Source organism: Pantoea sp. JV6 (genome assembly GCF_025910055.1).
Classification (GTDB): domain Bacteria; phylum Pseudomonadota; class Gammaproteobacteria; order Enterobacterales; family Enterobacteriaceae; genus Pantoea; species Pantoea agglomerans.
This window is the reverse complement of sequence record NZ_JAPCIM010000013.1, coordinates 16,738-41,695: the sequence shown is the minus strand read 5'-3', so window position 1 is coordinate 41,695 and position 24,958 is coordinate 16,738. Positions and strand designations below refer to the sequence as shown.

22 protein-coding genes are annotated in these 24,958 nt (G+C 53.9%); 18 read left to right on the top strand and 4 right to left on the bottom strand.

The features are described 5' to 3' along the window. The first annotated feature begins 5 nt into the window (after nt 1-5). The 3 genes from dgt to OK412_RS14270 all read left to right on the top strand — a co-directional run bounded on the left by dgt (nt 6) and on the right by OK412_RS14270 (nt 4,418). Nucleotides 6-1,496: a dGTPase gene (gene dgt / locus OK412_RS14280; RefSeq protein WP_010254077.1), complete on the top strand. Its 1,491-nt coding sequence runs from the start codon at nt 6-8 to the stop codon at nt 1,494-1,496. 134 nt (nt 1,497-1,630) lie between these two features. Further along, a complete protein-coding gene (gene degP / locus OK412_RS14275; RefSeq protein WP_010254080.1) occupies nt 1,631-3,076 on the top strand; it encodes a serine endoprotease DegP in 1,446 nt (481 codons plus the stop codon). A 184-nt stretch (nt 3,077-3,260) separates the two neighbouring features. Then, on the top strand, nt 3,261-4,418 hold the full coding sequence (locus OK412_RS14270; protein ID WP_010254083.1) for a CdaR family transcriptional regulator: 1,158 nt from the start codon (nt 3,261-3,263) through the stop codon (nt 4,416-4,418). A gap of 60 nt (nt 4,419-4,478) precedes the next feature. Here OK412_RS14270 and OK412_RS14265 read toward each other — a convergent pair whose 3' ends face one another. The 4 genes from OK412_RS14265 to map form a co-directional block, all read right to left on the bottom strand. Beyond that, a complete protein-coding gene (locus OK412_RS14265; protein ID WP_010254085.1) occupies nt 4,479-4,871 on the bottom strand; it encodes a DUF3461 family protein in 393 nt (130 codons plus the stop codon). A 224-nt stretch (nt 4,872-5,095) separates the two neighbouring features. Beyond that, nucleotides 5,096-5,920 (bottom strand): 2,3,4,5-tetrahydropyridine-2,6-dicarboxylate N-succinyltransferase, encoded by an 825-nt coding sequence (dapD, locus tag OK412_RS14260; RefSeq protein WP_010671859.1) that lies wholly within the window; start codon nt 5,918-5,920, stop codon nt 5,096-5,098. Nucleotides 5,921-6,003: 83 nt separating this feature from the next. After that, nucleotides 6,004-8,658, bottom strand: coding sequence for a bifunctional uridylyltransferase/uridylyl-removing protein GlnD (glnD, locus tag OK412_RS14255; protein WP_010671860.1), 2,655 nt, complete (start codon nt 8,656-8,658; stop codon nt 6,004-6,006). A 66-nt stretch (nt 8,659-8,724) separates the two neighbouring features. Continuing rightward, on the bottom strand, nt 8,725-9,519 hold the full coding sequence (map, locus tag OK412_RS14250) for a type I methionyl aminopeptidase (RefSeq protein ID WP_033767962.1): 795 nt from the start codon (nt 9,517-9,519) through the stop codon (nt 8,725-8,727). A 318-nt stretch (nt 9,520-9,837) separates the two neighbouring features. On the opposite strand from map, the gene rpsB reads away from it, so the two are divergent. The 15 genes from rpsB (at nt 9,838) to rnhB (ending at nt 24,928) form a co-directional block, all read left to right on the top strand. After that, nucleotides 9,838-10,563 (top strand): 30S ribosomal protein S2, encoded by a 726-nt coding sequence (rpsB, locus tag OK412_RS14245; RefSeq protein WP_008925636.1) that lies wholly within the window; start codon nt 9,838-9,840, stop codon nt 10,561-10,563. A 181-nt stretch (nt 10,564-10,744) separates the two neighbouring features. Next, entirely contained in the window at nt 10,745-11,596 is an 852-nt protein-coding gene (gene tsf, locus OK412_RS14240) for a translation elongation factor Ts (RefSeq protein ID WP_010254097.1), read from the top strand. A 157-nt stretch (nt 11,597-11,753) separates the two neighbouring features. Further along, nucleotides 11,754-12,479 carry a UMP kinase gene (gene pyrH / locus OK412_RS14235; protein ID WP_010254099.1) on the top strand — a complete coding sequence of 242 codons (726 nt, stop codon included), beginning with the start codon at nt 11,754-11,756 and terminating at the stop codon, nt 12,477-12,479. A 143-nt stretch (nt 12,480-12,622) separates the two neighbouring features. Next, the gene (gene frr / locus OK412_RS14230; RefSeq protein WP_010254103.1) at nt 12,623-13,180 is read left to right on the top strand and encodes a ribosome recycling factor; all 558 of its coding nucleotides are present in this window, start codon (nt 12,623-12,625) and stop codon (nt 13,178-13,180) included. Nucleotides 13,181-13,291: 111 nt separating this feature from the next. Further along, nucleotides 13,292-14,488, top strand: a complete 1,197-nt coding sequence (gene ispC / locus OK412_RS14225) for a 1-deoxy-D-xylulose-5-phosphate reductoisomerase (protein ID WP_022625453.1) — start codon at nt 13,292-13,294, stop codon at nt 14,486-14,488. A 181-nt stretch (nt 14,489-14,669) separates the two neighbouring features. Next, entirely contained in the window at nt 14,670-15,422 is a 753-nt protein-coding gene (ispU, locus tag OK412_RS14220) for a (2E,6E)-farnesyl-diphosphate-specific ditrans,polycis-undecaprenyl-diphosphate synthase (protein WP_010254107.1), read from the top strand. 18 nt (nt 15,423-15,440) lie between these two features. Next, nucleotides 15,441-16,298 (top strand): phosphatidate cytidylyltransferase, encoded by an 858-nt coding sequence (gene cdsA / locus OK412_RS14215; protein WP_010254111.1) that lies wholly within the window; start codon nt 15,441-15,443, stop codon nt 16,296-16,298. Between the two features lie 12 nt (nt 16,299-16,310). Further along, on the top strand, nt 16,311-17,657 hold the full coding sequence (gene rseP / locus OK412_RS14210; RefSeq protein WP_033780608.1) for a sigma E protease regulator RseP: 1,347 nt from the start codon (nt 16,311-16,313) through the stop codon (nt 17,655-17,657). 51 nt (nt 17,658-17,708) lie between these two features. Continuing rightward, entirely contained in the window at nt 17,709-20,120 is a 2,412-nt protein-coding gene (bamA, locus tag OK412_RS14205; protein ID WP_010254119.1) for an outer membrane protein assembly factor BamA, read from the top strand. 110 nt (nt 20,121-20,230) lie between these two features. Further along, the gene (skp, locus tag OK412_RS14200) at nt 20,231-20,728 is read left to right on the top strand and encodes a molecular chaperone Skp (RefSeq protein WP_010254125.1); all 498 of its coding nucleotides are present in this window, start codon (nt 20,231-20,233) and stop codon (nt 20,726-20,728) included. Between the two features lie 3 nt (nt 20,729-20,731). After that, nucleotides 20,732-21,757, top strand: coding sequence for a UDP-3-O-(3-hydroxymyristoyl)glucosamine N-acyltransferase (gene lpxD, locus OK412_RS14195; protein ID WP_010254128.1), 1,026 nt, complete (start codon nt 20,732-20,734; stop codon nt 21,755-21,757). 152 nt (nt 21,758-21,909) lie between these two features. Then, the gene (gene fabZ / locus OK412_RS14190; RefSeq protein WP_003852639.1) at nt 21,910-22,365 is read left to right on the top strand and encodes a 3-hydroxyacyl-ACP dehydratase FabZ; all 456 of its coding nucleotides are present in this window, start codon (nt 21,910-21,912) and stop codon (nt 22,363-22,365) included. 3 nt (nt 22,366-22,368) lie between these two features. After that, complete coding sequence (gene lpxA / locus OK412_RS14185; protein WP_010254134.1) at nt 22,369-23,157, top strand: acyl-ACP--UDP-N-acetylglucosamine O-acyltransferase; 789 nt, start codon at nt 22,369-22,371, stop codon at nt 23,155-23,157. Between the two features lie 3 nt (nt 23,158-23,160). Next, nucleotides 23,161-24,309 carry a lipid-A-disaccharide synthase gene (gene lpxB / locus OK412_RS14180; RefSeq protein ID WP_010254138.1) on the top strand — a complete coding sequence of 383 codons (1,149 nt, stop codon included), beginning with the start codon at nt 23,161-23,163 and terminating at the stop codon, nt 24,307-24,309. Beyond that, nucleotides 24,302-24,928 carry a ribonuclease HII gene (gene rnhB / locus OK412_RS14175; RefSeq protein WP_022625455.1) on the top strand — a complete coding sequence of 209 codons (627 nt, stop codon included), beginning with the start codon at nt 24,302-24,304 and terminating at the stop codon, nt 24,926-24,928. Before lpxB ends, rnhB begins: the two co-directional genes overlap by 8 nt. Nucleotides 24,929-24,958 lie beyond the last annotated feature (30 nt).

Genomic DNA, 24,958 nt, shown 5'->3' with positions numbered 1-24,958 from the left:
AATCCATGTCAGCGATCAATTTCAGGAAGAAGATCAGCTTCTCGCGCCCTTATAACAGCCGCAAGGAACCGGAAGGCGAATATTACATTACGCGCCATTTTGAGAGCGATCGCGGACGGATTATAAACTCCGCCGCTATCCGGCGTTTGCAGCAAAAAACGCAGGTGTTTCCGCTGGAGCGTAACGCTGCCGTTCGTTCCCGCCTGACGCATTCGCTGGAGGTGCAGCAGACCGGGCGTTACATCACCAAAGAGATTCTGCAAACCCTGAAGATGCAGGGCGGGCTGGCGCAGTATGGTCTTGATGAACTGGAAGGCGCGTTTGAAAGTCTGATTGAGATGGCCTGTCTGATGCATGATGTCGGTAATCCACCTTTTGGCCATTTTGGCGAGGCGGCGATTAACGACTGGTTTGAAGAGAACCTCTCTGCCGAGCTGGTTGATCCGCTGGTGGCCGGCGTGGAAGGAGAAGCACAGCGTAAAGCCTTTGATCAACTCAACGCCATGATCCGCCAGGATCTCTGTCACTTTGAAGGCAATGCGCAGGCGATCCGGATGGTGCATACGCTGCTGCAACTGAATCTCAGTTATTCTCAGGTCGCCTGCATCCTGAAATATACCGCGCCTGCCTGGTGGCAGGGGGAAAAGCCCGCCGAATTTAGCGTACTCATGAAGAAGCCTGGGTTTTATCTCTCTGAGCAGGATTATATTGCCGACCTGCGTGCTGCCACCAATATGGAAGAACACCACCGTTTTCCGCTGACTTATATAATGGAAGCTGCGGATGATATCTCCTATTGTATTGCCGATTTGGACGACGCTGTAGAAAAAGATATCTTTAATGTTGAAAGTTTGTATGAGTTTCTCAATAAAGCCTGGGGGCCGGTTAAAAATAATGACGCTTTCAGCCGGACTATTGGCGAAGCCTGGCGTGAAGCCTGCAGTAAAAAACGCCGAAGCCGCAGCGATCAATTTTTTATGTCACTCCGCGTAAATGTTCAGAGCGTACTGGTAAGCTATGCGGTGAAACGTTTTGTTGATAATCTCCCTGCTATATTCGATGGAAGTTTTAACCATGCACTACTGGAAGATGAGGGTGAAGAGGGCCGCTTACTGCAATTGTTTAAAACCGTTGCGCGCCAGCAGGTCTTTAATCATTCTGAAGTAGAGCAGCTGGAGTTGCAGGGTTACCGGGTGATTAAAGGGCTGCTGGAGATCTATCAGCCGCTGATGCGCCTTAATTACGAAGCCTTTACCACGCTGATAAATGAAGATTTCCTGCGTCAGCATCCGATCGAAACCCGGCTTTTTCATAAGCTCTCGGGTAAACACCGTAAAGCCTATTTGCATAAGATGCGTAATCTGGTTGTAGAACATAAATATCAGCGTCTGTTGTGGGAACGTTATTATCGCTTCCGGCTCATTCAGGATTATATCAGTGGTATGACCGATCTCTATGCCTGGGATGAGTACCGACGACTGATGGCGGTAGAATAAGCCGCCAATTGTAAAGAGCGCGAATAAATTTTTACTTTTGCCTTAAACTTTTAAAGGAACTTCGCGCTAAAACATTTATCTCACCTTTCGACCACAGCAATGGTCTGAACAGTAATCTTATTGAGAAACGAAAAATGAAAAAAAAGACCTTAATGTTAAGTGCGCTGGCGTTGAGCCTGAGCATGGCGCTCGCCCCTGTTACTGTTTCTGCTGCGCAAACGGCCTCTTCCGATAGCCTGCAACAGCCAAGTCTGGCACCGATGCTGGAGAAGGTGATGCCGTCTGTGGTCAGTATCAGCGTCGAGGGGACCACCACGGTGAAAACCCCGCGTATGCCGCAGCAATTTCAGCAATTCTTTGGCGACAATTCGCCATTCTGCCAGGATGGTTCCCCGTTCCAGGGTTCACCGATGTGCCAGAACGGCGACGGTGCAGGCGGTAACGGCGGCGCGCCAGTGCCTGATACACAGCAGGAAAAATTCCGTGCTCTGGGATCGGGTGTCATCATTAACGCTGACAAAGGCTATGTGGTAACTAATAACCACGTCGTGAATAATGCCACCAAAATTCAGGTACAGCTCAGCGACGGTCGTCGCTATGACGCCAAAGTCATCGGTAAAGATCCCAGCTCTGACATTGCCCTGATTCAGCTGCAGGAAGCCAAAAATCTTACCGCAGTCAAAATCGCTGACTCTGACAACCTGCGCGTCGGCGATTATACCGTGGCGATCGGCAACCCTTATGGTCTGGGTGAAACGGTCACCTCAGGTATCGTCTCCGCGCTGGGACGCAGTGGCCTGAACGTGGAAAACTACGAAAACTTTATCCAGACAGATGCGGCCATTAACCGGGGCAACTCCGGTGGTGCGCTGGTTAACCTCAACGGTGAACTGATCGGGATTAACACCGCCATTCTGGCGCCCGATGGCGGCAACATCGGTATCGGCTTTGCTATCCCCAGCAACATGGTGAAAAACCTGACGGCACAGATGGTCGAGTTTGGTCAGGTGAAACGCGGCGAGCTGGGCGTGCAGGGGACTGAGCTGAACTCTGAGCTGGCAAAAGCGATGAAGGTCGACGCACAACGTGGTGCCTTTGTCAGCCAGGTGCTGCCAGACTCAGCGGCCGCCAAAGCCGGTATTAAGGCGGGTGACGTCATTGTCTCGATGAACGGTAAACCGCTGAGCAGCTTTGCTTCGCTGCGTGCGGAAGTGGGCTCACTGCCGGTTGGCACCACCCTGAAACTGGGACTGCTGCGTGACGGCAAACCGGTCGATGTCTCTGTTCAGTTGCAGCAGAGCAGCCAGTCAAAAGTGCAGTCCGCGACCATCTACACCGGTATTGAAGGCGCCGATCTCAGTAATATCGAAGCGGGTGCCAAAGGTGTCCGGGTTGATAACGTGAAACCGGGCAGTGCTGCGGCGCGTATCGGCCTGAAAAAGGGCGATGTGATCCAGGGCGTTAACCAGCAGGTAGTGACCAACCTGGGTGAGCTGCGCAAAGTTCTCGACAGCAAGCCGTCCGTTCTGGCGCTGAATGTGAAACGCGGCGACAGCAGTATTTATCTGCTGATGCAGTAAGAGAACAGCAACGGATTAAGAGGCGGACTGCGGTCCGCCTTTTTTATGTCCACTTTCTGCCTCGTCAGAGTGTGATGCTCACCGCAAATTCGGCAAATGACGGCCTGGCTCTGTGCAATTGCACAATGTTCTGCGTGCTGTGCATGCGTATTCTGTTTCTCCCCCCTCTTTTCAGGAGTAATGGATGGCTACCTATCACCTTGATGCCCGGCTGGCACAGGATATCGTGGCGCGCACCATGAAAATTATTGACAGCAATGTCAACGTGATGGATGCGCGGGGCCGGATTATCGGCAGCGGTGACCGGGAACGTATTGGGGAGTTGCACGAAGGTGCACTGCTGGTGCTCTCTCAGGGGCGCGTTGTCGACATCGATGAGGCCGTGGCTAAACATCTCCATGGCGTGCGGCCTGGCATTAACCTGCCGCTGCGCATTGATGGTGACATCGTCGGGGTGATCGGCCTGACCGGTGAGCCGCTGGCGCTGCGGCATTATGGCGAGCTGGTCTGCATGACCGCAGAGATGATGCTGGAGCAGGCCCGGCTGCTGCATATGCTGGCGCAGGACAGCCGTCTGCGTGAAGAGCTGGTGCTGAACCTGATCCGCAGCGATACCCTGTCGCCACAGCTGACCGAATGGGCGCAGCGGCTCGGGATCGATCTCAATCAGCCGCGTGTGGTCGCCGTGGTGGAAGTGGATAGTGGTCAGCTCGGGGTAGACAGCGCGATGTCAGAGTTACAGCAGCTGCAAACGCTGCTGACCACGCCGGAGCGGGACAATCTGATCGCGATTGTGTCACTGACCGAAATGGTGGTGCTGAAACCGGCCCTTAATGGGCATGGGCGTCACGATCAGGAAGATCATCGCCGCCGCGTAGAGCAGCTACTACAGCGGATGAAAGAGAGCGGTCATCTTCGGATGCGTATCGCGCTGGGCAACTTCTTTACCGGACCCGGCAGCATCGCACGCTCTTACCGGACGGCGCGCACCACGATGATGGTGGGCAAGCAACGTATGCCCGAGGTGCGCAGCTATTTTTATCAGGATCTGGTGCTGCCCGTGCTGCTCGACAGCCTGCGGGGTGGCTGGCAGGCCAATGAGCTCGCCCGGCCACTGGCGAAGCTCAAGAGCATGGATAACAACGGCTTGCTGCGCCGCACGCTGATCGCCTGGTTTACCCATAACGTCCAGCCGAGCGCCACCGCGCGTGCGCTGTTCATTCATCGTAATACGCTGGAATACCGGCTGAACCGGATTTCTGAACTGACCGGACTGAATCTTGGCCATTTTGATGACAGGCTGTTGCTCTATGTTGCTTTGCAACTGGATGAGCAGGGCTGAAGTGCAGATTTGCGGCATAAAAAAGGCCAGCAATGCTGGCCTCTCTGGTCGGGCAGGAAATTAACGACCGTTACGGGTTAATTTTTCCAGATCCGATTCAATTTCAGTGATCTTGTGAGAAACCACGCTTTCCAGGTGACGCAGGTCATCCAGAATTTTGCGTTTCAGATCGACTTCAACCTGATCGCGCTGGCAAATCTGGTCCAGTTCATCGATGACATAACGCAGATTCGGGCTTATTTCCTGAACTTCTTTGTAGCCCTGGGTCGCGTGATCGGCAACAACCGTTTTGCGCTGGCGCGGATATTTGAATTTGACGCTCTTCGCGAAAAACTCACCTTTATCTTTGCGGAAGTAGATTTTCAGAATGTCGTTATTGGCTTCCTGACGCAGGCTATAGCGGTCAATGTCGTCCGGGTTACTGATACCTAAGCTTTTCAGATTGTCATACATAGCGTTGTTTCCATCAAAAGTGAGAAGCGCGCAGACTTGTTCATGACGTCCGTCAACTGTAGACATAAATAAGCGGGATGAACATTGCGCGACAGGATTTAACTGGCGCGGATTATGACCTGGATAAAAACTAAACGCACCAGTTAATTCGCGACGCGAAGCATGTTATTTGGGAATCACTGTAAAGAAAAGATGACGGGCTGGAAACCAGCCCGTCACTTAAATCAGTCGATGGTGCGCAGCAGTTCGTTGATGCCGGTTTTGCCCAGCGTTTTCGCATCCACTTTCTTCACGATTACGGCACAGTAGAGGCTGTAGCTGCCATCTTTAGAGGGCAGGTTACCTGAGACCACTACGGAACCCGCAGGAACACGGCCGTAATGCACTTCACCGGTCTCGCGGTCATAGATTTTGGTGCTCTGACCGATGTAAACGCCCATTGAGATCACGGAACCTTCTTCAACAATCACGCCTTCAACGATTTCAGAGCGCGCGCCAATGAAGCAGTTATCTTCGATGATGGTCGGGTTCGCCTGCAGCGGCTCCAGCACGCCACCGATACCCACGCCGCCAGAAAGGTGTACGTTTTTACCAATCTGTGCACAGGAGCCAACGGTTGCCCAGGTGTCCACCATGGTGCCTTCATCCACAAAGGCGCCAATGTTGACATAAGAAGGCATCAGCACCGTGTTGCGGGCGATATAGGCACCCTGACGCACAGCCGCAGGCGGCACGACGCGGAAACCGGCTTCTTTGAAACGCGCTTCATCCCAGCCTGCAAACTTCATCGGCACTTTGTCGTAAAAGCGGGTTTCTGCACCTTCCATCACCTGATTGTCATTGATGCGGAAAGAGAGCAGTACGGCTTTCTTCAGCCACTGATGCGTTACCCACTCGCCGTCGATCTTCTCAGAAACGCGCAGTGCACCGCTGTCCAGCAGGGCGATCACCTGGTTGATGGCATCACGGGTTTCGCTGTCGACGCTGGCGGGTGTGATGTCAGCGCGACGTTCGAAGGCGGATTCAATAACGCTCTGTAACTGTTGCATATTTTTTTCCTGATCTGTCATGTGCGATGCCGGGCAATACCCCGACACAAGTAAAGAGATTAATGTTTACAAATCGAGTCTGGTCACACTTTATCGTTTGGATTAAGGGCCTCTGTCAACCGTTGTCGCAACGCTTTTCGCATTTCTTCGTCCAGTGCCTGACGTTCACTGTTGGCCAGAATAAACAAATCTTCGACCCGCTCGCCGATGGTGCTGATGCGTGCGCCATGCAGTGAGACTCCGAGATCGGCAAAGACTTCACCGACCCGCGCCAGCAGGCCTGGCTGATCCAGCGCCACCAGTTCCAGATAGCTGCGACGATCGGTATGCGTCGGCAGGAAATTGACCTCGGTATCGACGCTGAAATGCCTGAGTTTGGCCGACGGACGGCGGGTACGCGGCGGCGCCCACTCTGACTGGGTTATCGCCTGCTCCAGCGCCTGAATGATCATCGGATGGCGATCCGGAGAGAGCGGGCTGCCATCCGGCTCCAGCACAATAAAGGTATCCATCGCCATGCCGTCGCGGCTGGTAAAGATTTGCGCATCGTGCACGCTGAGATTACGGCGATCGAGTTCACCCGCAACGGCGGCAAACAGGTGCGGGCGATCGGGACTCCAGATAAAGATTTCGGTCCCGCCGCGCGTGGCCTGCGGACTGACCAGCACCAGCGGTTTTTTCAGGTCGTGAACCAGCAGGTGGCGGGCATGCCAGGCGATCTGATTCGGCGTATGGCGCAGGAAGTAGTCAGCGCGGCAGCGATTCCAGATCTGGTGCAGACGCTCTTCATCGATGTTGTCCATCCGCAGCAGCGCCAGCGCCTGCAGGCGATGATGACGCACCCGCTCACGCAGATCCGGACTATTTTCCATGCCGCGTCGCAACTGCTTCTCGGTGGCGAAAAAGAGCTCGCGTAACAGGCTCTGCTTCCAGCTGTTCCACAGACTTTCATTGGTGGCGCAGATATCGGCTACGGTCAGGCAAACCAGATAGCGCAGCCGGTTCTCATTCTGCATCACCTCGGCGAACTGCTGTATCACCGTCGGGTCCTGAATATCGCGCCGCTGTGCTGTCACCGACATCAGCAGATGATGACGCACCAGCCAGGCCACCAGCTGGGTTTCACGTGAGTTAAGACCGTGCATTTCAGCAAAATCGAGCGCATCCTGCGCGCCGAGAATGGAGTGATCGCCGCCGCGCCCTTTGGCGATGTCATGCAGCAGCGCGGCCATCAGCAACAGCTCCTGCTGCGGCAGGCGCGGCCATAACTCGACGCACAGTGGATGCTGCGGACGGGTGCTTTCATTGGCAAAACTTTCCAGCTTCTGCAACACCCGAATGGTGTGCTCATCTACGGTGTAGGCGTGAAACAGATCGAACTGCATCTGTCCGACGATATGGCCCCACAGCGGCGTATAAGCCCACAGCACGCTGTAGCGATGCATCGGCACCAGCGCCCGGCTGACCGCGCCGGGATGTCGCAGAATCGACATAAAGGTGCGGCGCGCTTCCGGGATCTGACACAACGGCTGTTTAAGATGACGACGCGCATGGCGCAGGTGACGCAGGGTGGTGGAGTAGATCCCTTTGATGCTGTCGTTACGCACCATGACGTAGAACATGCGCAGAATCGCCTGCGGCTCTCGCCGGAACAGCGTTTCGTCGCGCAGATCGATCAAATCGCCACGCAGCTGGAAATCGTCATCAATAGGCCTGGGCTTTTCGCTGGTGGAGAGCGCCAGAATCGCCTCATCAAACAACTGCAGCAGCATCTGATTCAGTTCGCCGATACGCCGCGTGACCCGATAGAAATCTTTCATCATCCGCTCGACCGGCTCATTGCCCTCGCCCTGATAATTCAGGCGTTGTGCCACGCTGAGCTGGCGATCAAACAGCAGGCGATTATCGTAGCGGGGCAGGGAGAGGTGCAGGGCAAAGCGGATGCGCCAGAGAAATGCCTGACATTCGTTGAGTTCGCTGCGCTCCGCGTCGGTGAGGAAACCAAAGCCGACCATCTCATCCAGCGTGGTGGCGCCAAAATGGCGTCGGGCGACCCACTGCAGCGTATGAATGTCCCGCAGGCCACCGGGGCTGCTTTTAATGTCCGGTTCAAGGTTATAGCTGGTGCCGTGATAACGCTTGTGGCGCTCCTGCTGCTCTTCAATTTTGGCGGCGAAAAAGCAGGATGAGGGCCAGAAACCATCGCTGAAGATGTTTTTCTGTAATTCCAGAAACAGCGCCACATCGCCGGTCAGCATGCGTGACTCAATCAGATTGGTGGCAACGGTCAGGTCAGATAACCCCTCCAGCAGGCACTCTTCCAGCGTGCGGACGCTGTGACCCACTTCCAGCTTAAGGTCCCACATCAGCGTTAACAGATCGCTGGTGCGCTGCGCAGCCTGTTCATTCAGCGGCTGGCGGCTCAGGATCAGGACGTCAATATCAGAGAGTGGATGCAGCTCGGCACGGCCATAGCCGCCGACGGCGACCAGCGCGATAGCCGGCATCTCATCAAAGCCAAAAAAGCGCCACAGGCGACGCAGCAGCCGATCGATAAACAGCGTGCGGGCATCAATCAGCGGCTCAACGGGTTCACCGGCATCAAAAGCGGCGGCCAGATGTTGCTGAAACTGCTCCAGCCGCGGCTTCAGAATGTCACGTGTCAGCTGGTCGTCACCCCATTCGGCTGGCGAATCGACCAGACCGTTTTTCACATCTTCTGACAGACTCACGCTCATGCAGCTCTTCTCTTTTTTAGCCAAAAAAAAGCCGGCTCAGCGCCGGCTTGATCTGTAATGGGGGAATTACCCTTCGGCGACAAGCATAGCGGGCAGCGTGTCGTCTTTGCGCAGGGTTAAAATCTCACAGCCGTTCTCCGTCACCACAATAGTATGCTCATACTGCGCGGACAAGCTGCGATCTTTGGTTTTTACCGTCCAGCCATCTTTCATGGTGCGGATGCGGTAATCCCCGGCGTTGACCATCGGTTCTACCGTAAAGGTCATACCTGCCTGGAGTACCACGCCGCCATCATCGGCATCGTAATGCAGCACCTGAGGCTCTTCATGGAAACCCTTGCCGATACCGTGGCCGCAATATTCGCGCACCACAGAGAAGTCGTTGGCTTCAACATATTTCTGGATGGCGCGGCCCAGTTCGCGCAGGCGGATGCCGGGCTTGATCAGACGCAGTGAGAGATAGAGGCTCTCCTGCGTGACACGGCACAAGCGTTCGCCCTGAATGGTCGGCTTACCGACGATAAACATCTTTGAGGTATCGCCGTGGTATTCATCTTTAATTACGGTGACATCGATATTCACTACATCACCATCTTTTAACGGACGATCATCGCTGGGGATCCCGTGGCACACCACTTCATTCACCGAGATGCAGACCGACTTCGGAAAGCCGTGATAGCCGAGGCAGGCGGAGACGGCCTGTTGCTTTTGAGTAATGTGATCGTGGCAGATGCGGTCCAGTTCACCGGTGGTCACACCCGGTTTTACGTAAGGCTCGATCATCTCCAGCACTTCGGCGGCCAGTCGGCCCGCGACGCGCATTTTTTCGATTTCTTCAGGGGTTTTAATTGAAATTGCCATTAAATTAATCCGCAGTTGTCGAAATTTTCGACAATAATAAGTTCTGTGCTGTCATGTTAGCAGCCAGCAAATGGGCTGCCAAATAGAGAACGCGCTGACCTCCGTCAGCGATCATTTATTGGCGTCCCTGGGCTGGTTGTGGTATAAAGCGCGCCGACGATTCTCTGTATGGCCGTTTCGGTCAGCAGGAAACGCATAACTCTCATTATGTGTAATAAAACACACATGTATCGACACATACGCCGGGGTGCCTTGAAAGAGGTCGGTCGTATGGGATACATGGAGGCCCAACCCCAATCAAACTTTAGAGGTTTTATCATGGCAACTGTTTCCATGCGCGACATGCTCCAGGCTGGTGTTCACTTCGGTCACCAGACCCGTTACTGGAACCCAAAAATGAAGCCATTCATCTTTGGTGCTCGTAACAAGGTTCACATCATCAACCTGGAAAAAACTGTACCTATGTTCAACGAAGCTCTGGCTGAACTGAACAAGATCTCTTCCCGTAAAGGTAAGATCCTGATCGTAGGTACTAAGCGTGCTGCTGCTCAGGCGGTAAAAGAGTCTGCACTGAGCTGCGACCAGTTCTTCGTAAACCACCGCTGGTTGGGTGGCATGCTGACTAACTGGAAAACCGTGCGTCAGTCAATCAAGCGTCTGAAAGATCTGGAGATTCAGTCTCAGGATGGTACTTTCGACAAACTGACCAAAAAAGAAGCGCTGATGCGTGCGCGTGAGCTGGCCAAGCTGGAAAACAGCCTGGGCGGTATCAAAGATATGGGCGGTCTGCCAGACGCGCTGTTTGTTGTCGATGCTGACCACGAACACATCGCAATCAAAGAAGCAAACAACCTGGGTATCCCGGTATTTGCTATCGTTGATACCAACTCAGATCCAGATGGCGTTGATTTCGTTATCCCAGGTAACGACGATGCAATCCGTGCTGTAAACCTGTACCTGACTGCCGTTGCGACCACCGTTCGCGAAGGCCGCTCTCAGGACCTGGCTGAGCAAGCTGAAGAAGCGTCTTTAGAAAACGCTTAATAAGGTTTGCTCTGCATAAGAGCCCTTAGCATTCAGATGTGATCTGTAAGGGGCCTATACTGGCCCCTTTATTTTATCTAAGTCTGTTACGCCCCCAACCGGACGGCGGGACAGAGTAAATTTTCCGCAAATAAGTGTCTGCTGGTGCAAACGTACACAGGCACGAACCGAGGATTCTGGAATGGCTGACATTACCGCTGCATTGGTAAAAGAACTGCGTGAGCGTACTGGCGCTGGCATGATGGATTGCAAAAAAGCGCTGACTGAAGCGAATGGCGACATTGAGCTGGCGATTGAGAACATGCGTAAGTCTGGCGCAATCAAAGCAGCGAAAAAAGCAGGCAACGTTGCTGCTGATGGCGTAATCAAAACCAAGATCGTTGGCGACTACGGCGTGATTCTGGAAGTAAACTGCCAGACTGACTTCGTTGCAAAAGATGGCGGTTTCCAGGCGTTCGCAGACAAAGTTCTGGATGTGGCTGCAGCTGATCGCGTTACCGACGTTGAAGTTCTGAAAGCGCAGTTCGAAGAAGAGCGCGTTGCACTGGTTGCTAAAATCGGTGAGAACATCAACATCCGTCGCGTTGCTATCCTGGAAGGCGCAGAGCTGGGCAGCTACCTGCACGGCGCACGTATCGGCGTTCTGGTTTCAACCAAAGGCGCTAACGAAGATCTGATCAAACAGATCGCGATGCACGTTGCGGCAAGCAAGCCTGAATTCGTTAAGCCAGAAGACGTTTCTGCTGACGTGGTTGATAAAGAGTACCAGGTTCAGCTGGACATCGCGATGCAGTCTGGCAAGCCAAAAGAGATCGCAGAGAAGATGGTTGAAGGCCGTATGAAGAAATTCACCGGCGAAGTCTCTCTGACTGGTCAGGCTTTCGTTATCGACCCAAGCAAAACCGTTGGCCAGGCTCTGAAAGAGCAGGGCGCTGACGTTATCAACTTCATCCGCTTCGAAGTCGGTGAAGGCATCGAGAAAGTTGAGTCTGACTTCGCTGCAGAAGTTGCAGCAATGTCCAAACAGTCTTAATGCTCTGAAAGAACCGCCAGATGGCGGTTCTTTTTTGTCTGTGAATCGCAACAGATACATTTTCAGTTTCATCCCAATAGCAATTTCATTGCGGTAAGCGGATGATCGATCAGAATTTACTTCTCCTTTACACCCTATCTTCCAGGAAGAACTGACCATGGCGACCAACGCAAAACCTGTTTATCAACGTATCCTGCTTAAACTCAGCGGCGAAGCCCTGCAAGGCGCTGAAGGTTTTGGTATCGACGCGAGTGTGCTTGACCGCATGGCACAAGAGGTAAAAGAGCTGGTTGAACTGGGCATCCAGGTTGGCGTGGTGATTGGCGGAGGGAACCTGTTCCGTGGAGCGAGCCTGCAGCAGGCTGGCATGAACCGCGTTGTGGGTGACCACATGGGTATGCTGGCAACCGTAATGAATGGCCTGGCGATGCGTGATGCACTGCACCGCGCCTATGTGAATGCACGCCTGATGTCAGCGATTCCACTGAATGGCGTTTGTGACAACTACAGCTGGGCAGAAGCGATCAGCCTGCTGCGTAACAACCGTGTGGTGATCTTCTCCGCCGGTACCGGTAACCCGTTCTTCACCACTGACTCTGCAGCGTGCCTGCGCGGCATTGAGATTGAAGCGGACGTCGTGCTGAAAGCGACCAAAGTAGACGGCGTCTACTCTGCGGATCCGGTGAAAAGCCCGGACGCAACGCTGTATGAGCAACTGACCTATGCTGAAGTGCTGGATCAGGAGCTGAAAGTGATGGATCTTGCGGCCTTTACCCTGGCGCGTGACCACAAATTACCTATCCGTGTTTTCAACATGAATAAGCCTGGCGCACTGCGTCGCGTAGTGATGGGTGAAAAAGAAGGCACCCTGATTACGCATTAATACCCGAGGCGAGATAAAATAAGGTATATTCTGTCAGCGCGATGATAATGCATCGCGCACCAGTCAGGATTATCGATGATTATCGATCCCGCTTCCGGTTACGCCGGAACTGGCCAGGTCAAACCGAATCCAAGGGTTTCAACGTGATTAACGACATCAAAAAAGATGCTGACACGCGCATGGAAAAATGCGTTGAAGCATTCAAAACCACCATCAGCAAAGTGCGCACCGGTCGTGCTTCACCTTCGCTGCTCGACGGCATCGTCGTCGAATATTACGGCACGCCGACGCCACTGCGTCAGCTGGCTTCTGTCACTGTGGAAGATTCACGCACGCTGAAAATCAACGTGTTTGATCGTTCACTGAGTCCGGCAGTCGAAAAAGCGATCATGAAGTCCGATCTCGGTCTGAACCCAAGTTCAGCCGGTACCGACATCCGTGTTCCGCTGCCTGCGCTGACAGAAGAGCGTCGTAAAGATCTGATTAAAATCGTGCGCGGCGAAGCCGAGCAGGGCCGTGTGTCGGTACGTAACGTCCGTCGCGATGCCAACGATAAAATCAAAGCGCTGCTGAAAGATAAAGAGATCAGCGAAGACGACGAACGTCGTGCGCAGGATGAAGTGCAAAAAATGACCGATGCGTACATCAAGAAAGTTGATGCTGCACTGTCAGAAAAAGAGACGGAGCTGATGGATTTCTAATCCCATCACTGCCGGACAAAACGCCGTACAGAGAGGTATTCGTATGAATGCGACATCTGGCGGCGTTTTACATTGTGCCTGTGGGCACGCTGACTTCACACGGATAGCTTCATGAAGCGATTAACTCTGCTGGGATCCACCGGCTCTATCGGCACCAGTACGCTGGCGGTGGTGCGCGCCAACCCGGCGCTTTATCAGATTACGGCGCTGGTTGCCGGCCATAACGTGGCGCTGATGGCCGAGCAGTGTGCGGCCTTTACACCGCGCTACGCCTGCATGGCAGATGAGGCATCCGCCGCTGCGTTGCGTGAGCGACTGAGAGCAATCAGGGTCAATACTGAAGTGCTCTCCGGCGTTCAGGCAGCCTGTGAGCTGGCCGCGCTGGATGAGGTGGATCAGGTGATGGCGGCGATCGTCGGCGCATCGGGTTTGCTGCCGACGCTGGCGGCCATTCGCGCCGGAAAAACGGTGCTGCTGGCCAACAAAGAATCGCTTGTCACCTGCGGCCGTTTGTTTATGGAGGCCGTGCGTCATCATAACGCACAGTTACTACCGGTCGACAGCGAGCATAACGCCATTTTTCAGAGTTTACCGGCTACCATCCAGCATCAGTTAGGTTACGCTGACCTGCGGGATAATGGCATTGAGTCGATTATCCTTACGGGATCGGGTGGTCCTTTTCGTGACACAGATTTAGCGGATCTCAGCGCCATGTCGCCAGATCAGGCCTGTGCACATCCGAACTGGTCGATGGGGAGAAAAATCTCTGTCGATTCGGCCACCATGATGAATAAAGGTCTTGAGTACATTGAGGCCCGTTGGTTGTTTAATGCCAGCGCAGCGCAGATGGAAGTGATACTCCACCCACAGTCGGTGATTCACTCCATGGTGCGATACTGCGATGGCAGCGTGCTGGCTCAATTAGGTTCTCCTGATATGCGTACGCCGATTGCCCACAGCATGGCCTGGCCTTCGCGCATCAATGCAGGCGTGACGCCGCTGGATTTTACCCGCATGTCGGCGCTCTCCTTTGCAGAACCTGATTTTAGTCGCTACCCCTGTCTGAAACTGGCCATTGATGCCTGTGATGCAGGGCAGGCGGCGACCACCACGCTAAATGCAGCCAACGAGGTTGCCGTCGCGGCTTTCCTGAATCACCAGATCCGCTTCACCGACATTGCCGCGCTTAATAGTGAGGTGATGGCGGCACAAGTGTGTCCGGAGCCGGATTCGGTGGACGCTGTCCTTGAAATCGATCGCACTGCGCGCGCGCTGGCGACAGAAATGTTGCCGCGTTTCACGTCGTGATGCCGATCGTTATGAGGCCATTTGTTCGCTTCAGGTGAAAATGATATAGTCGCTGGCTCGCGTTTCACGGTCTGTCACCGAATTCGGTGTGGCCCGGCACTGAGAGTGTGTCGGGATTTGAATCGGGCGCAATGTATTCAGAAACCACAGCATTTCTGATGAAAGGAATTGGTTAAGCGTTATGTCGTCTAACAATCACAACAACACTGATGACCAGCAGGGAAACGGTCCGCGCCACGTCGCTATCATCATGGATGGCAATGGCCGCTGGGCCAAAAATCAGGGAAAATTGCGCATTTCAGGCCATAAAGCTGGCGTTAAATCGGTACGCCGTGCCGTCAGCTTTGCGGTCAGTAACAATCTTGAAGCCCTGACGCTTTACGCCTTCAGCAGTGAAAACTGGAGTCGTCCGCCGCAGGAAGTCACCGCGTTAATGGAACTCTTTGTCTGGGCGCTTGATAGTGAAGTGAAGAGCCTGCACAAACACAATGTTCGCTTACGCGTCATTGGCGATACCAGCCGTTTCAGCCCGCGTATTCAGGAACGTATTCGCCGTTCTGAGACGCTGACCGCAAATAATAGTGGCCTGACGCTCAACATTGCTGCCAACTATGGCGGCCGTTGGGATATTATCGAAGGCGTGAAAAAACTGGCTGAACAGGTTCAGGAAGGATTACTGCGACCTGACCAGATTACCGAAGAGAGCCTGACGTCGCAGCTCTGTATGCAGGAGCTGGCGCCAGTGGATTTAGTGATAAGGACCGGGGGAGAGCATCGGATTAGCAACTTCCTGCTGTGGCAGATTGCCTATGCTGAATTCTATTTTACCGATGTGCTCTGGCCGGATTTCGATGAACACGTTTTTGAAGGTGCACTGAATGCATTCTCTCTGCGGGAGCGTCGTTTTGGCGGCGCTGCACCAGGCGGCGCCTGAGCAATCTGGGGGTAACCTTTGCTGAAGTCTCGTCTGATTACCGCGTTGATATTAATTCCGCTGGTAATAGCTGCACTGTTCTGGTTACCGCCTGTTGGCTTCGCCCTTACAACCATCGTTATCTGCATGCTGGCAGCCTGGGAATGGGGTCAGTTTGCAGGGATGGCATCACGGCAACAGCGCGTCTGGCTGGCTGTACTTTGTGGTCTGCTGCTGGCGCTGATGCAGTTTACGCTGCCACCTTATCAACACACGGTGCATCTGCCACAGATCGCGACATCGCTTTGGGCGTCGCTGGTGTGGTGGGTCGTTGCACTGCTGCTGGTGCTCTCCTATCCCGCTTCTGCGGCCTTCTGGCGCCATTCGCGTCCCCTTCGCTTACTGTTTGGCGTGTTAACGCTGGTCCCTTTTTTCTGGGGCATGGTGGCGTTGCGCCAGTATCACTATGACACCGACCACTTCGCCGGTGCCTGGTGGCTGCTGTTTGTGTTGCTGCTGGTGTGGGGAGCGGATTCAGGTGCCTATATGTTTGGCAAGATGTTCGGCAAGCACAAGCTGGCGCCAAAGGTCTCACCAGGCAAAACCTGGGAAGGCTTCCTGGGCGGTCTGGTCACCTCGGCGCTGATTGCAGTGCTGTTTGCGACGCTGGCGCCACTGACGGTTTCCACCGGTACGCTGGTGATTTGCGCGATTATCGCGACGCTGGCCTCCGTGCTGGGCGACCTCACTGAGAGCATGTTTAAACGTGAAGCGGGCATCAAAGACAGTGGTAATCTGATTCCTGGTCACGGCGGCATTCTTGATCGTATTGATAGTCTGACTGCGGCGGTGCCGGTGTTTGCCTGTTTATTGCTGCTGGTGTTTCGCACCCTTTAAGGACAGGCAAAGATGTTGAGCATACTCTGGAGTTTCGTCGCCTTTATCGTTGCGCTGGGCGTATTAATTACCGTTCATGAGTTTGGCCATTTCTGGGTCGCTCGTCGCTGTGGCGTCAAAGTTGAGCGCTTTTCCATTGGTTTTGGTAAGTCGCTCTGGCAGCGCCGTGATCGCCACGGCACCGAATTTGTCATCGCGCTGATTCCCCTTGGCGGCTACGTTAAAATGCTCGACGAGCGTGTTGAAAGCGTGCCAGCCGAATTTCGTCATCAGGCTTTTAACAACAAAGCCGTCTGGCAACGCGCCTCCATCATTGCGGCAGGTCCTGTCGCTAATTTCATCTTTGCCATCTTTGCCTACTGGGTTGTGTTTATTCACGGCGTGCCCGGCGTGCGCCCGGTAATCGGTGAAATTTTAAACGGTTCGGTGGCTGCGGAAGCTCAAATTACGCCCGGCATGGAACTTAAGGCTGTTGACGGTATCGAAACGCCTGACTGGGATGCTGTGCGTATGGCGCTGGTGGGTAAAATCGGCGACAGCAGCACCACCTTAACGGTGGCTCGATTTGGCGAGGACGCGACCCAGCAGAAACAGCTGGATTTGCGTAACTGGCAGTTTGAGCCTGATAAGCAGGATCCGGTCGTCGCGTTAGGGATTCAGCCACGCGGTCCGCAGATTGAGACCACGCTGGCAGAAGTGCAGGCGAACTCGCCAGCCAGTGAAGCCGGTTTGCAAGCAGGCGACAGGATCGTTAAAGTCGATGGTCAGCCATTATCGCAGTGGCAGACTTTTGTCATGCAGGTCCGGGATAACCCCGGCAAAAGCATGGCGCTTGAGGTGGATCGCGGCGGTGAGTCTATTGCGCTGACGATGACGCCAGAAGCGAAATCTGGCAGTAAAGCGGGATTTGCGGGTGTCATTCCGCGCATTGTTCCTCTGCCAGAAGAGTACAAGACGGTAAGACAGTATGGCGCGTTTGCGGCTATCGGTGAAGCTAGTGTAAAAACCTGGCAACTGATGAAGCTCACCGTCTCCATGCTGGGCAAGTTAATAACCGGTGATGTGAAGCTGAACAACCTGAGCGGGCCAATTTCGATTGCGCAGGGTGCAGGGTTGTCAGCAGAGTATGGGTTGATTTACTACCTGATGTTCCTGGCGTTGATTAGCGTCAACCTGGGCATCATCAACCTGTTCCCTCTGCCGGTTTTAGATGGTGGGCACTTGCTCTTCCTGGCGATCGAAAAGATCAAGGGTGGACCGGTGTCCGAGCGAGTTCAGGACTTTAGTTATCGCATCGGTTCAATTTTACTGGTGCTGTTAATGGGGCTTGCACTTTTCAATGATTTCTCACGTTTGTAACCGCTGGAACGCGAACATTCGAGGGATGTGTTAGGAAAACGCATAACAACGATGGCGATGAAAAAGTTGCTCATAGCGTCGCTGCTGTTTAGCAGCGCCACCGTTTACGGTGCAGACGATTTCGTAGTGAAGGATATTCATTTCGAAGGGCTGCAGCGAGTCGCCGTCGGCGCGGCTCTGCTGAGCATGCCAGTACGGGTTGGCGATACGGTGAATGACGATGATGTCAGAAATACCATTCGCTCGCTGTTCGCTACTGGCAACTTTGAGGATGTTCAGGTCCTGCGAGACGGTACAACGCTGATTGTCCAGGTCAAAGAACGTCCTACCATTGCCAGCATTACCTTCACCGGTAACAAAGCGGTGAAAGAGGATCAGCTCAAACAAAATCTGGAAGCCTCAGGTGTCCGTGTCGGCGAAGCGCTGGACCGTACCACCATCTCCTCTATCGAGAAGGGGCTTGAGGATTTCTACTACAGCGTAGGTAAATATACCGCCAACGTGAAAGCCGTGGTCACGCCACTGCCGCGTAATCGTGTGGATCTGAAGCTGGTCTTTACTGAAGGTGTCTCTGCAAAAATTCAGCAGATCAACATCGTCGGTAATAAAGCCTTTAGCTCCGATGAGCTGATTTCCCGCTTCCAGCTGCGCGATGAAGTGCCATGGTGGAACGTGGTCGGCGATCGTAAATATCAGAAGCAGAAACTGGCGGGTGACCTCGAGACCCTGCGCAGCTTCTATCTGGATCGTGGCTATGCACGCTTTAACATCGATTCGACGCAGGTCAGCCTGACGCCTGATAAAAAAGGCATCTACATCACGGTGAACATCACCGAAGGTGACCAGTACAAAATCGCTGGCGTGATCGTCAATGGCAGCATGGCGGGCCATTCAGCAGAAATTGAACATCTGACCAAGATTCCGGCGGGCGAGCTTTATAACGGCGCCAAAGTCACGAAAATGGAAGATGACATCAAGAAACTGCTGGGCCGCTACGGCTATGCCTATCCGCGCGTGGCAACACAGCCAGAAATCAACGACGCCGACAAAACCGTAAAACTGCATATCAATGTGGATGCGGGTAACCGTTATTATGTCCGTAACGTCCGTTTCGAAGGCAATGACACGTCGAAAGACTCCGTGTTACGTCGCGAAATGCGTCAGATGGAAGGCGCGTGGCTGGGCAGCGATCTGGTTGAACAGGGTAAAGAGCGCCTGAACCGTACCGGTTACTTTGAAACCGTTGATGTGGATACTCAGCGTGTGCCAGGTTCGCCGGACCAGGTTGACGTGGTCTACAAGGTTAAAGAACGTAACACCGGTACCTTTAACTTCGGCGTCGGCTACGGCACCGAAAGTGGTGTGAGCTTCCAGGTCGGCGTCACGCAGGATAACTGGCTGGGCACCGGTAATACCGTGGGCATCAGCGGGACCAAGAACGATTACCAGACCTATGCTGAATTCTCGCTGACTGACCCTTACTTCACCGTTGATGGTGTCAGTCTGGGTGGTCGTCTGTTCTACAACGACTTTAAAGCAGATAACGCGGACCTTTCTGACTATACCAACAAAAGTTATGGTCTGGATGGCACGCTTGGCTTCCCGGTTAACGAAAACAACACCCTGCGTGTCGGTCTGGGCTATGTCCACAATGACCTGTCAAACATGCAGCCGCAGGTGGCGATGTGGCGTTATCTTGACTCGGTCGGCAAGCCGCAGCAGCTCAATGATGAAGGTGATTTCTCAGCAGATGACTTCACCTTTAACTACGGCTGGACTTATAACACCCTTGACCGCGGCTTCTTCCCGACGTCCGGTAACCGTACCAACCTGAACGGTAAGGTGACGATTCCGGGCTCGGATAACAGCTTCTATAAGGCCACGCTGGATACTCAGCAGTATGTGCCGATTAACCAGGATCGTACCTGGGTGCTGTTAGGCCGTGGTCGCGTAGGTTATGGCGATGGTCTCGACGGCAAAGAGATGCCGTTCTACGAGAACTTCTACGCCGGTGGTTCAAGCACCGTGCGCGGCTTCCAGTCCAACACCATTGGACCGAAAGCAGCCTACTTAAATAACAACTCGTCGAACTGCCGAATCGCCGATCCAAATGGCGTCTGTAAGTCTGACGATGCGGTAGGCGGTAACGCCATGGCGATTGCCAGCCTTGAGCTGATTACGCCAACGCCGTTCCTGAGCGAGAAGTATGCTAACTCGGTTCGTACCTCGGTGTTTGTCGATGCCGGTACAGCGTGGGATACCCATTGGGAAAATACCGCAGAAACGCGTGCGGCGGGCATTCCTGACTACAGCGATCCAAACAATATCCGTGTATCCAGCGGTGTTGCGCTACAGTGGATGTCACCGCTCGGCCCGCTGGTGTTCTCTTACGCCCAGCCGATGAAGAAAGTCGATGGAGACAAGTCAGAGCAGTTCCAGTTTAACATTGGTAAAACCTGGTAATGTTCTGAGCATGGATGCATAGCTGAAGTATTGCTGCCGGACAGCACCTGTTGCTGTTCCGGGGCAAACACTGTGTCGCTGACACAAACGTTGATGGTAAGGAGTTTATAGTGAAAAAGTTGTTGTGTGCCGCAGGTCTGGGTCTTGCTTTAGCGGTTTCCGCTGGTGTTCAGGCTGCCGACAAAATTGCAGTGGTAAACGTGTCCAGCATTTTCCAACAGTTACCGCAACGTGCGACTGTTGCTAAACAGCTGGAAAACGAGTTCAAAGGCCGTGCAACTGAGTTGCAGAGCCAGGAGCGCGATCTGCAAACCAAAATGCAGCGTCTGCAGCGTGACGGTTCTACCATGAAGGCGAGCGAACGCAGCCGTATGGAAAAAGATGTCATGTCTCAGCGTGAAGCTTTCTCTACAAAAGCCCAGTCTTTTGAGCAGGATAATCGCCGTCGTCAGATGGAAGAGCGTAACAAGCTGCTGAGCCGTATTCAGGATGCCGTGAAGAAAGTCGCTGACAGCGATGGTTACGACGTCGTGATCGACGCTAACGCGGTGGCTTATGCGTCAAACGCAAAAGACATCACTGCTGACGTGCTGAAACAGGTTAAATAATTCATGTCATCTATTCGACTGGCTGATTTAGCCCAGCAGTTGGATGCAGAATTGCACGGAGATGGCGATATCGTCATCTCCGGCATTGCTTCTATGCAATCCGCCACAACTGGCCAAATCACTTTTCTTGCAAACAGCCGTTACCGCGAGCAACTCGCCCTGATTAAGGCCTCAGCCGTGGTGCTGACGGAAGCGGATCTGGAGTGGTGCAATACCGCAGCGCTGGTGGTCAAAGATCCCTACCTGACCTATGCGCGTATGGCACAAATACTCGATACCACGCCACAGCCAGCGCAAAATATTGCCCCCAGTGCAGTGATCGATCCCTCAGCCCGACTCGGCAGCAACGTCGCCATTGGCGCCAATGCGGTGATCGAAGCGGATGTTGAACTGGGCGATAACGTGGTCATTGGTGCAGGATGTTTTGTTGGCAAAAAAACCCGTATCGGCAGCGGTACCCGTCTCTGGGCCAACGTCTCTGTTTATCACGAAATTGAAATCGGTCAGGATTGCCTGATTCAGTCAGGTACCGTCATCGGTTCTGATGGTTTCGGCTATGCCAACGATCGCGGTAACTGGGTGAAAATCCCGCAGTTAGGCGCGGTGATAATCGGCGATCGCGTAGAAATAGGTGCCTGCACCACTATCGATCGCGGTGCGCTGGATAACACTCTGATCGGCAATGGTGTTATCATAGACAACCAGTGCCAGATCGCTCACAACGTAGTTATTGGCGACAATACTGCGGTTGCAGGCGGTGTGATCATGGCGGGTAGTTTGAAAATTGGGCGTTACTGTATGATTGGCGGTGCCAGCGTCATTAACGGCCATATGGAAATCTGTGACAAAGTAACGGTGACCGGTATGGGTATGGTCATGCGTCCTATCACAGAGCCTGGTGTCTATTCATCAGGCATTCCGCTGCAACCCAACAAAACCTGGCGCAAAACTGCAGCGCTGGTGATGAACATCGATGACATGAGCAAACGCTTAAAAGCCATCGAGCGCAAGGTCGGCAAAGACGACTAACCGCCATCCCAAAACTGACCGGCTTTCATAATAAAAATGTTAAGCAGGGAAGCCCGGCGCCACAGAACCTATTTGCGGCCTGCGGAAGATCATTTTGATCTGTGCAGGCCGTGTTATTGATGTCATCAGATTTTTAGGACAGGAAGAGTATTTTGACTACTGAAACTCATACTCTGAAAATTGAAGAGATTTTAGAGCTGCTGCCGCACCGCTATCCGTTTCTGCTGGTAGACCGCGTGCTGGAATTTGAAGAGCACAAATACCTGCGTGCAGTGAAGAACGTTTCTGTTAATGAACCGTTTTTCCAGGGGCACTTCCCTGGTAAACCGATTTTTCCTGGCGTTCTGATCCTGGAAGCGATGGCGCAGGCTACCGGTATTCTGGCGTTTAAAAGCGTAGGTAAACTGGAGCCAGGCGAACTCTACTACTTTGCCGGTATCGACAGTGCCCGTTTCAAGCGCCCTGTGGTACCAGGCGACCAAATGATCATGGAAGTCACTTTCGAGAAAACCCGCCGTGGTCTGACCCGCTTTAAAGGCGTGGCGACTGTCGACGGTAAAATCGTTTGTGAAGCGACCATGATGTGTGCCCGCAGCCGGGAGGCATAATTCGTGATTGATCCAACAGCCACTATCCATCCCAGTTCTGTCATCGAAGAGGGCGCTATTATTGGCGCCCGCGTTCACATTGGCCCGTTTTGCTTTATTGGTGCGAATGTTGAGATCGGTGAAGGAACGGTACTGAAGTCACATGTTGTGGTGAACGGCCACACGCGCATCGGTAAAGATAATCAGATTTATCAGTTCGCCTCAATTGGCGAAGTGAATCAGGATCTGAAATATGCCGGTGAGCCAACACGGGTTGAGATCGGTGATCGTAACCGCATCCGTGAAAGCGTGACGATTCATCGCGGCACCACGCAGGGTGGCCAGGTCACCACAGTGGGCAGCGATAATCTGCTGATGGTTAATGCTCACATCGCGCATGACTGCGTGATTGGCAACCGCTGTATCTTCGCCAACAACGCCACCCTGGGTGGTCACGTGACGGTCGATGATTTCGCCATTATTGGCGGCATGACAGCGGTACATCAGTGGTGCATCATCGGTGCTCACGTGATGGTTGGCGGCTGTTCGGGCGTGGCGCAGGATGTGCCGCCTTACGTTATTGCGCAGGGCAACCACGCTACGCCGTTCGGGATCAATATCGAAGGTCTCAAGCGTCGCGGCTTCAGCAAAGAGTCGTTGCACGCTATCCGCAACGCCTACAAGTTGCTCTATCGCAGCGGCAGAACGCTGGAGGAAGTGAAACCGGAGATCGAAGCCATCGCACAGCAGCACAGCGAAGTGCAACCTTTCTACGATTTCTTCACCCGTTCAACCCGTGGATTAATTCGTTAATCCATGTCAGCGCGTCCCTTAACGATTGCCCTGGTCGCCGGAGAAACCTCCGGCGATATTCTTGGTGCAGGTCTGATCCGTGCCCTGAAAGCCCGTCATCCGGATGCACGCTTTGTCGGCGTGGCGGGTCCCCTGATGCAGGCAGAAGGGTGTGAAGCCTGGTATGAGATGGAAGAGCTGGCGGTGATGGGCATTGTCGAGGTGCTCGGTCGCCTGCGACGCCTGCTGACAATCCGTCGCGATCTCACCCGGCGTTTTACCGAACTCAGACCCGATGTCTTTGTCGGGATTGATGCGCCCGATTTCAATATCACGCTGGAAGGCAATCTTAAACGCACTGGCATTCGCACTATCCACTATGTCAGCCCCTCGGTGTGGGCATGGCGGCAAAAGCGTGTCTTTAAGATTGGTCGTAACACCGACCTGGTGCTGGCGTTCCTGCCATTTGAAAAAGCTTTTTACGATCGCTATAACGTTCCCTGTCGTTTTATCGGTCACACCATGGCAGATGCCATGCCGCTGCAACCCGATAAGCTGGCTGCACGCCGTCATCTGGGCATTGCCGATGATGCGCTCTGCCTGGCCTTGCTGCCCGGCAGCCGGGGTGCGGAAGTGGAAATGCTCAGCGCCGATTTTCTGAAAACCGCTCAGTTGCTGCGTCGTCACTATCCGGCACTGGAAATCGTGGTGCCGCTGGTCAACGCCCGTCGCCGCGAACAGTTTGAGAAGATTAAAGCCGAAACCGCCCCCGAACTGCCGATGCATCTGCTTGATGGTCAGGGACGTGAGGCGATGATTGCGAGCGATGCCGCACTCCTGGCGTCAGGCACTGCCGCACTGGAGTGTATGCTGGCAAAATGCCCAATGGTCGTCGGTTATCGCATGAAGCCGGCCACCTTCTGGCTGGCAAAACGGCTGGTCAAAACCCCTTACGTCTCGCTGCCAAACCTGCTGGCAGGGCGTGAGCTGGTCAAAGAGTTACTGCAGGATGAGTGTCAGCCTGAAGCCCTGGCCGCAGCGTTAGATCCGCTGCTGCATGCCGGGCCTGAGCGAGAAACACTCCTGCAGACGTTTCATGAATTACATCAACAGATCCGCTGGAACGCCGATGAGCAGGCAGCGGATGCGGTACTGGAGCTGGTGAATGCCTGATTTTATCTATCCTGTCGCCAGACTGATTGCCGGTGTGGACGAAGTGGGGCGCGGTCCGCTGGTTGGCGCGGTCGTTACTGCCGCGGTGATCCTCGATCCGGCAAACCCGATTACCGGCCTGGCCGACTCGAAGAAACTGTCTGAAAAGCGCCGCCTCGCGTTGTATGACGAAATCAAAGAGAAAGCGCTGGCATGGAGTCTGGGACGCGCAGAGCCTGAAGAGATCGATCAGCTCAACATTCTGCATGCCACTATGCTGGCGATGCAGCGCGCCGTAGCTGGCCTCGGCATTCAGCCCGATTATGTGCTGATTGATGGTAATCGTTGCCCGGCACTGCCAATGCCTTCACAGGCGGTAGTTAAAGGGGATAGTCTGGTTGCCGAAATCAGTGCAGCATCGATCATCGCCAAAGTGTCGCGTGACCAGGAGATGACCGAACTCGATCTGCTGTTCCCGCAGTATGGTTTTGCGCAGCACAAAGGTTATCCGACGGCGCTGCATATGGAAAAACTGACGCAGTATGGCGTCACGCCGCACCACCGTCGCAGTTTTGCGCCCGTACGCAATGCGCTGCTCGATGCTGAAGTACTGGCTGCACGCCAGACCCTTACGCTTTAATAGCCTGACGCTGTTTTAACCGGAAACTGA

What these genes read in the sequence shown, in the direction of transcription:
- ispU (WP_010254107.1), top strand. Translation starts at nt 14,670, where the DNA reads ATGTCGTCTAACAATCACAACAACACTGATGACCAGCAGGGAAACGGT.
- rpsB (WP_008925636.1), top strand. Translation starts at nt 9,838, where the DNA reads ATGGCAACTGTTTCCATGCGCGACATGCTCCAGGCTGGTGTTCACTTC.
- ispC (WP_022625453.1), top strand. Translation starts at nt 13,292, where the DNA reads ATGAAGCGATTAACTCTGCTGGGATCCACCGGCTCTATCGGCACCAGT.
- lpxD (WP_010254128.1), top strand. Translation starts at nt 20,732, where the DNA reads ATGTCATCTATTCGACTGGCTGATTTAGCCCAGCAGTTGGATGCAGAA.
- map (WP_033767962.1), bottom strand. Translation starts at nt 9,519, where the DNA reads ATGGCAATTTCAATTAAAACCCCTGAAGAAATCGAAAAAATGCGCGTC.
- lpxB (WP_010254138.1), top strand. Translation starts at nt 23,161, where the DNA reads ATGTCAGCGCGTCCCTTAACGATTGCCCTGGTCGCCGGAGAAACCTCC.
- OK412_RS14265 (WP_010254085.1), bottom strand. Translation starts at nt 4,871, where the DNA reads ATGTATGACAATCTGAAAAGCTTAGGTATCAGTAACCCGGACGACATT.
- bamA (WP_010254119.1), top strand. Translation starts at nt 17,709, where the DNA reads ATGGCGATGAAAAAGTTGCTCATAGCGTCGCTGCTGTTTAGCAGCGCC.
- OK412_RS14270 (WP_010254083.1), top strand. Translation starts at nt 3,261, where the DNA reads ATGGCTACCTATCACCTTGATGCCCGGCTGGCACAGGATATCGTGGCG.
- rseP (WP_033780608.1), top strand. Translation starts at nt 16,311, where the DNA reads ATGTTGAGCATACTCTGGAGTTTCGTCGCCTTTATCGTTGCGCTGGGC.
- rnhB (WP_022625455.1), top strand. Translation starts at nt 24,302, where the DNA reads ATGCCTGATTTTATCTATCCTGTCGCCAGACTGATTGCCGGTGTGGAC.
- glnD (WP_010671860.1), bottom strand. Translation starts at nt 8,658, where the DNA reads ATGAGCGTGAGTCTGTCAGAAGATGTGAAAAACGGTCTGGTCGATTCG.
- dgt (WP_010254077.1), top strand. Translation starts at nt 6, where the DNA reads ATGTCAGCGATCAATTTCAGGAAGAAGATCAGCTTCTCGCGCCCTTAT.
- degP (WP_010254080.1), top strand. Translation starts at nt 1,631, where the DNA reads ATGAAAAAAAAGACCTTAATGTTAAGTGCGCTGGCGTTGAGCCTGAGC.
- pyrH (WP_010254099.1), top strand. Translation starts at nt 11,754, where the DNA reads ATGGCGACCAACGCAAAACCTGTTTATCAACGTATCCTGCTTAAACTC.
- tsf (WP_010254097.1), top strand. Translation starts at nt 10,745, where the DNA reads ATGGCTGACATTACCGCTGCATTGGTAAAAGAACTGCGTGAGCGTACT.
- dapD (WP_010671859.1), bottom strand. Translation starts at nt 5,920, where the DNA reads ATGCAACAGTTACAGAGCGTTATTGAATCCGCCTTCGAACGTCGCGCT.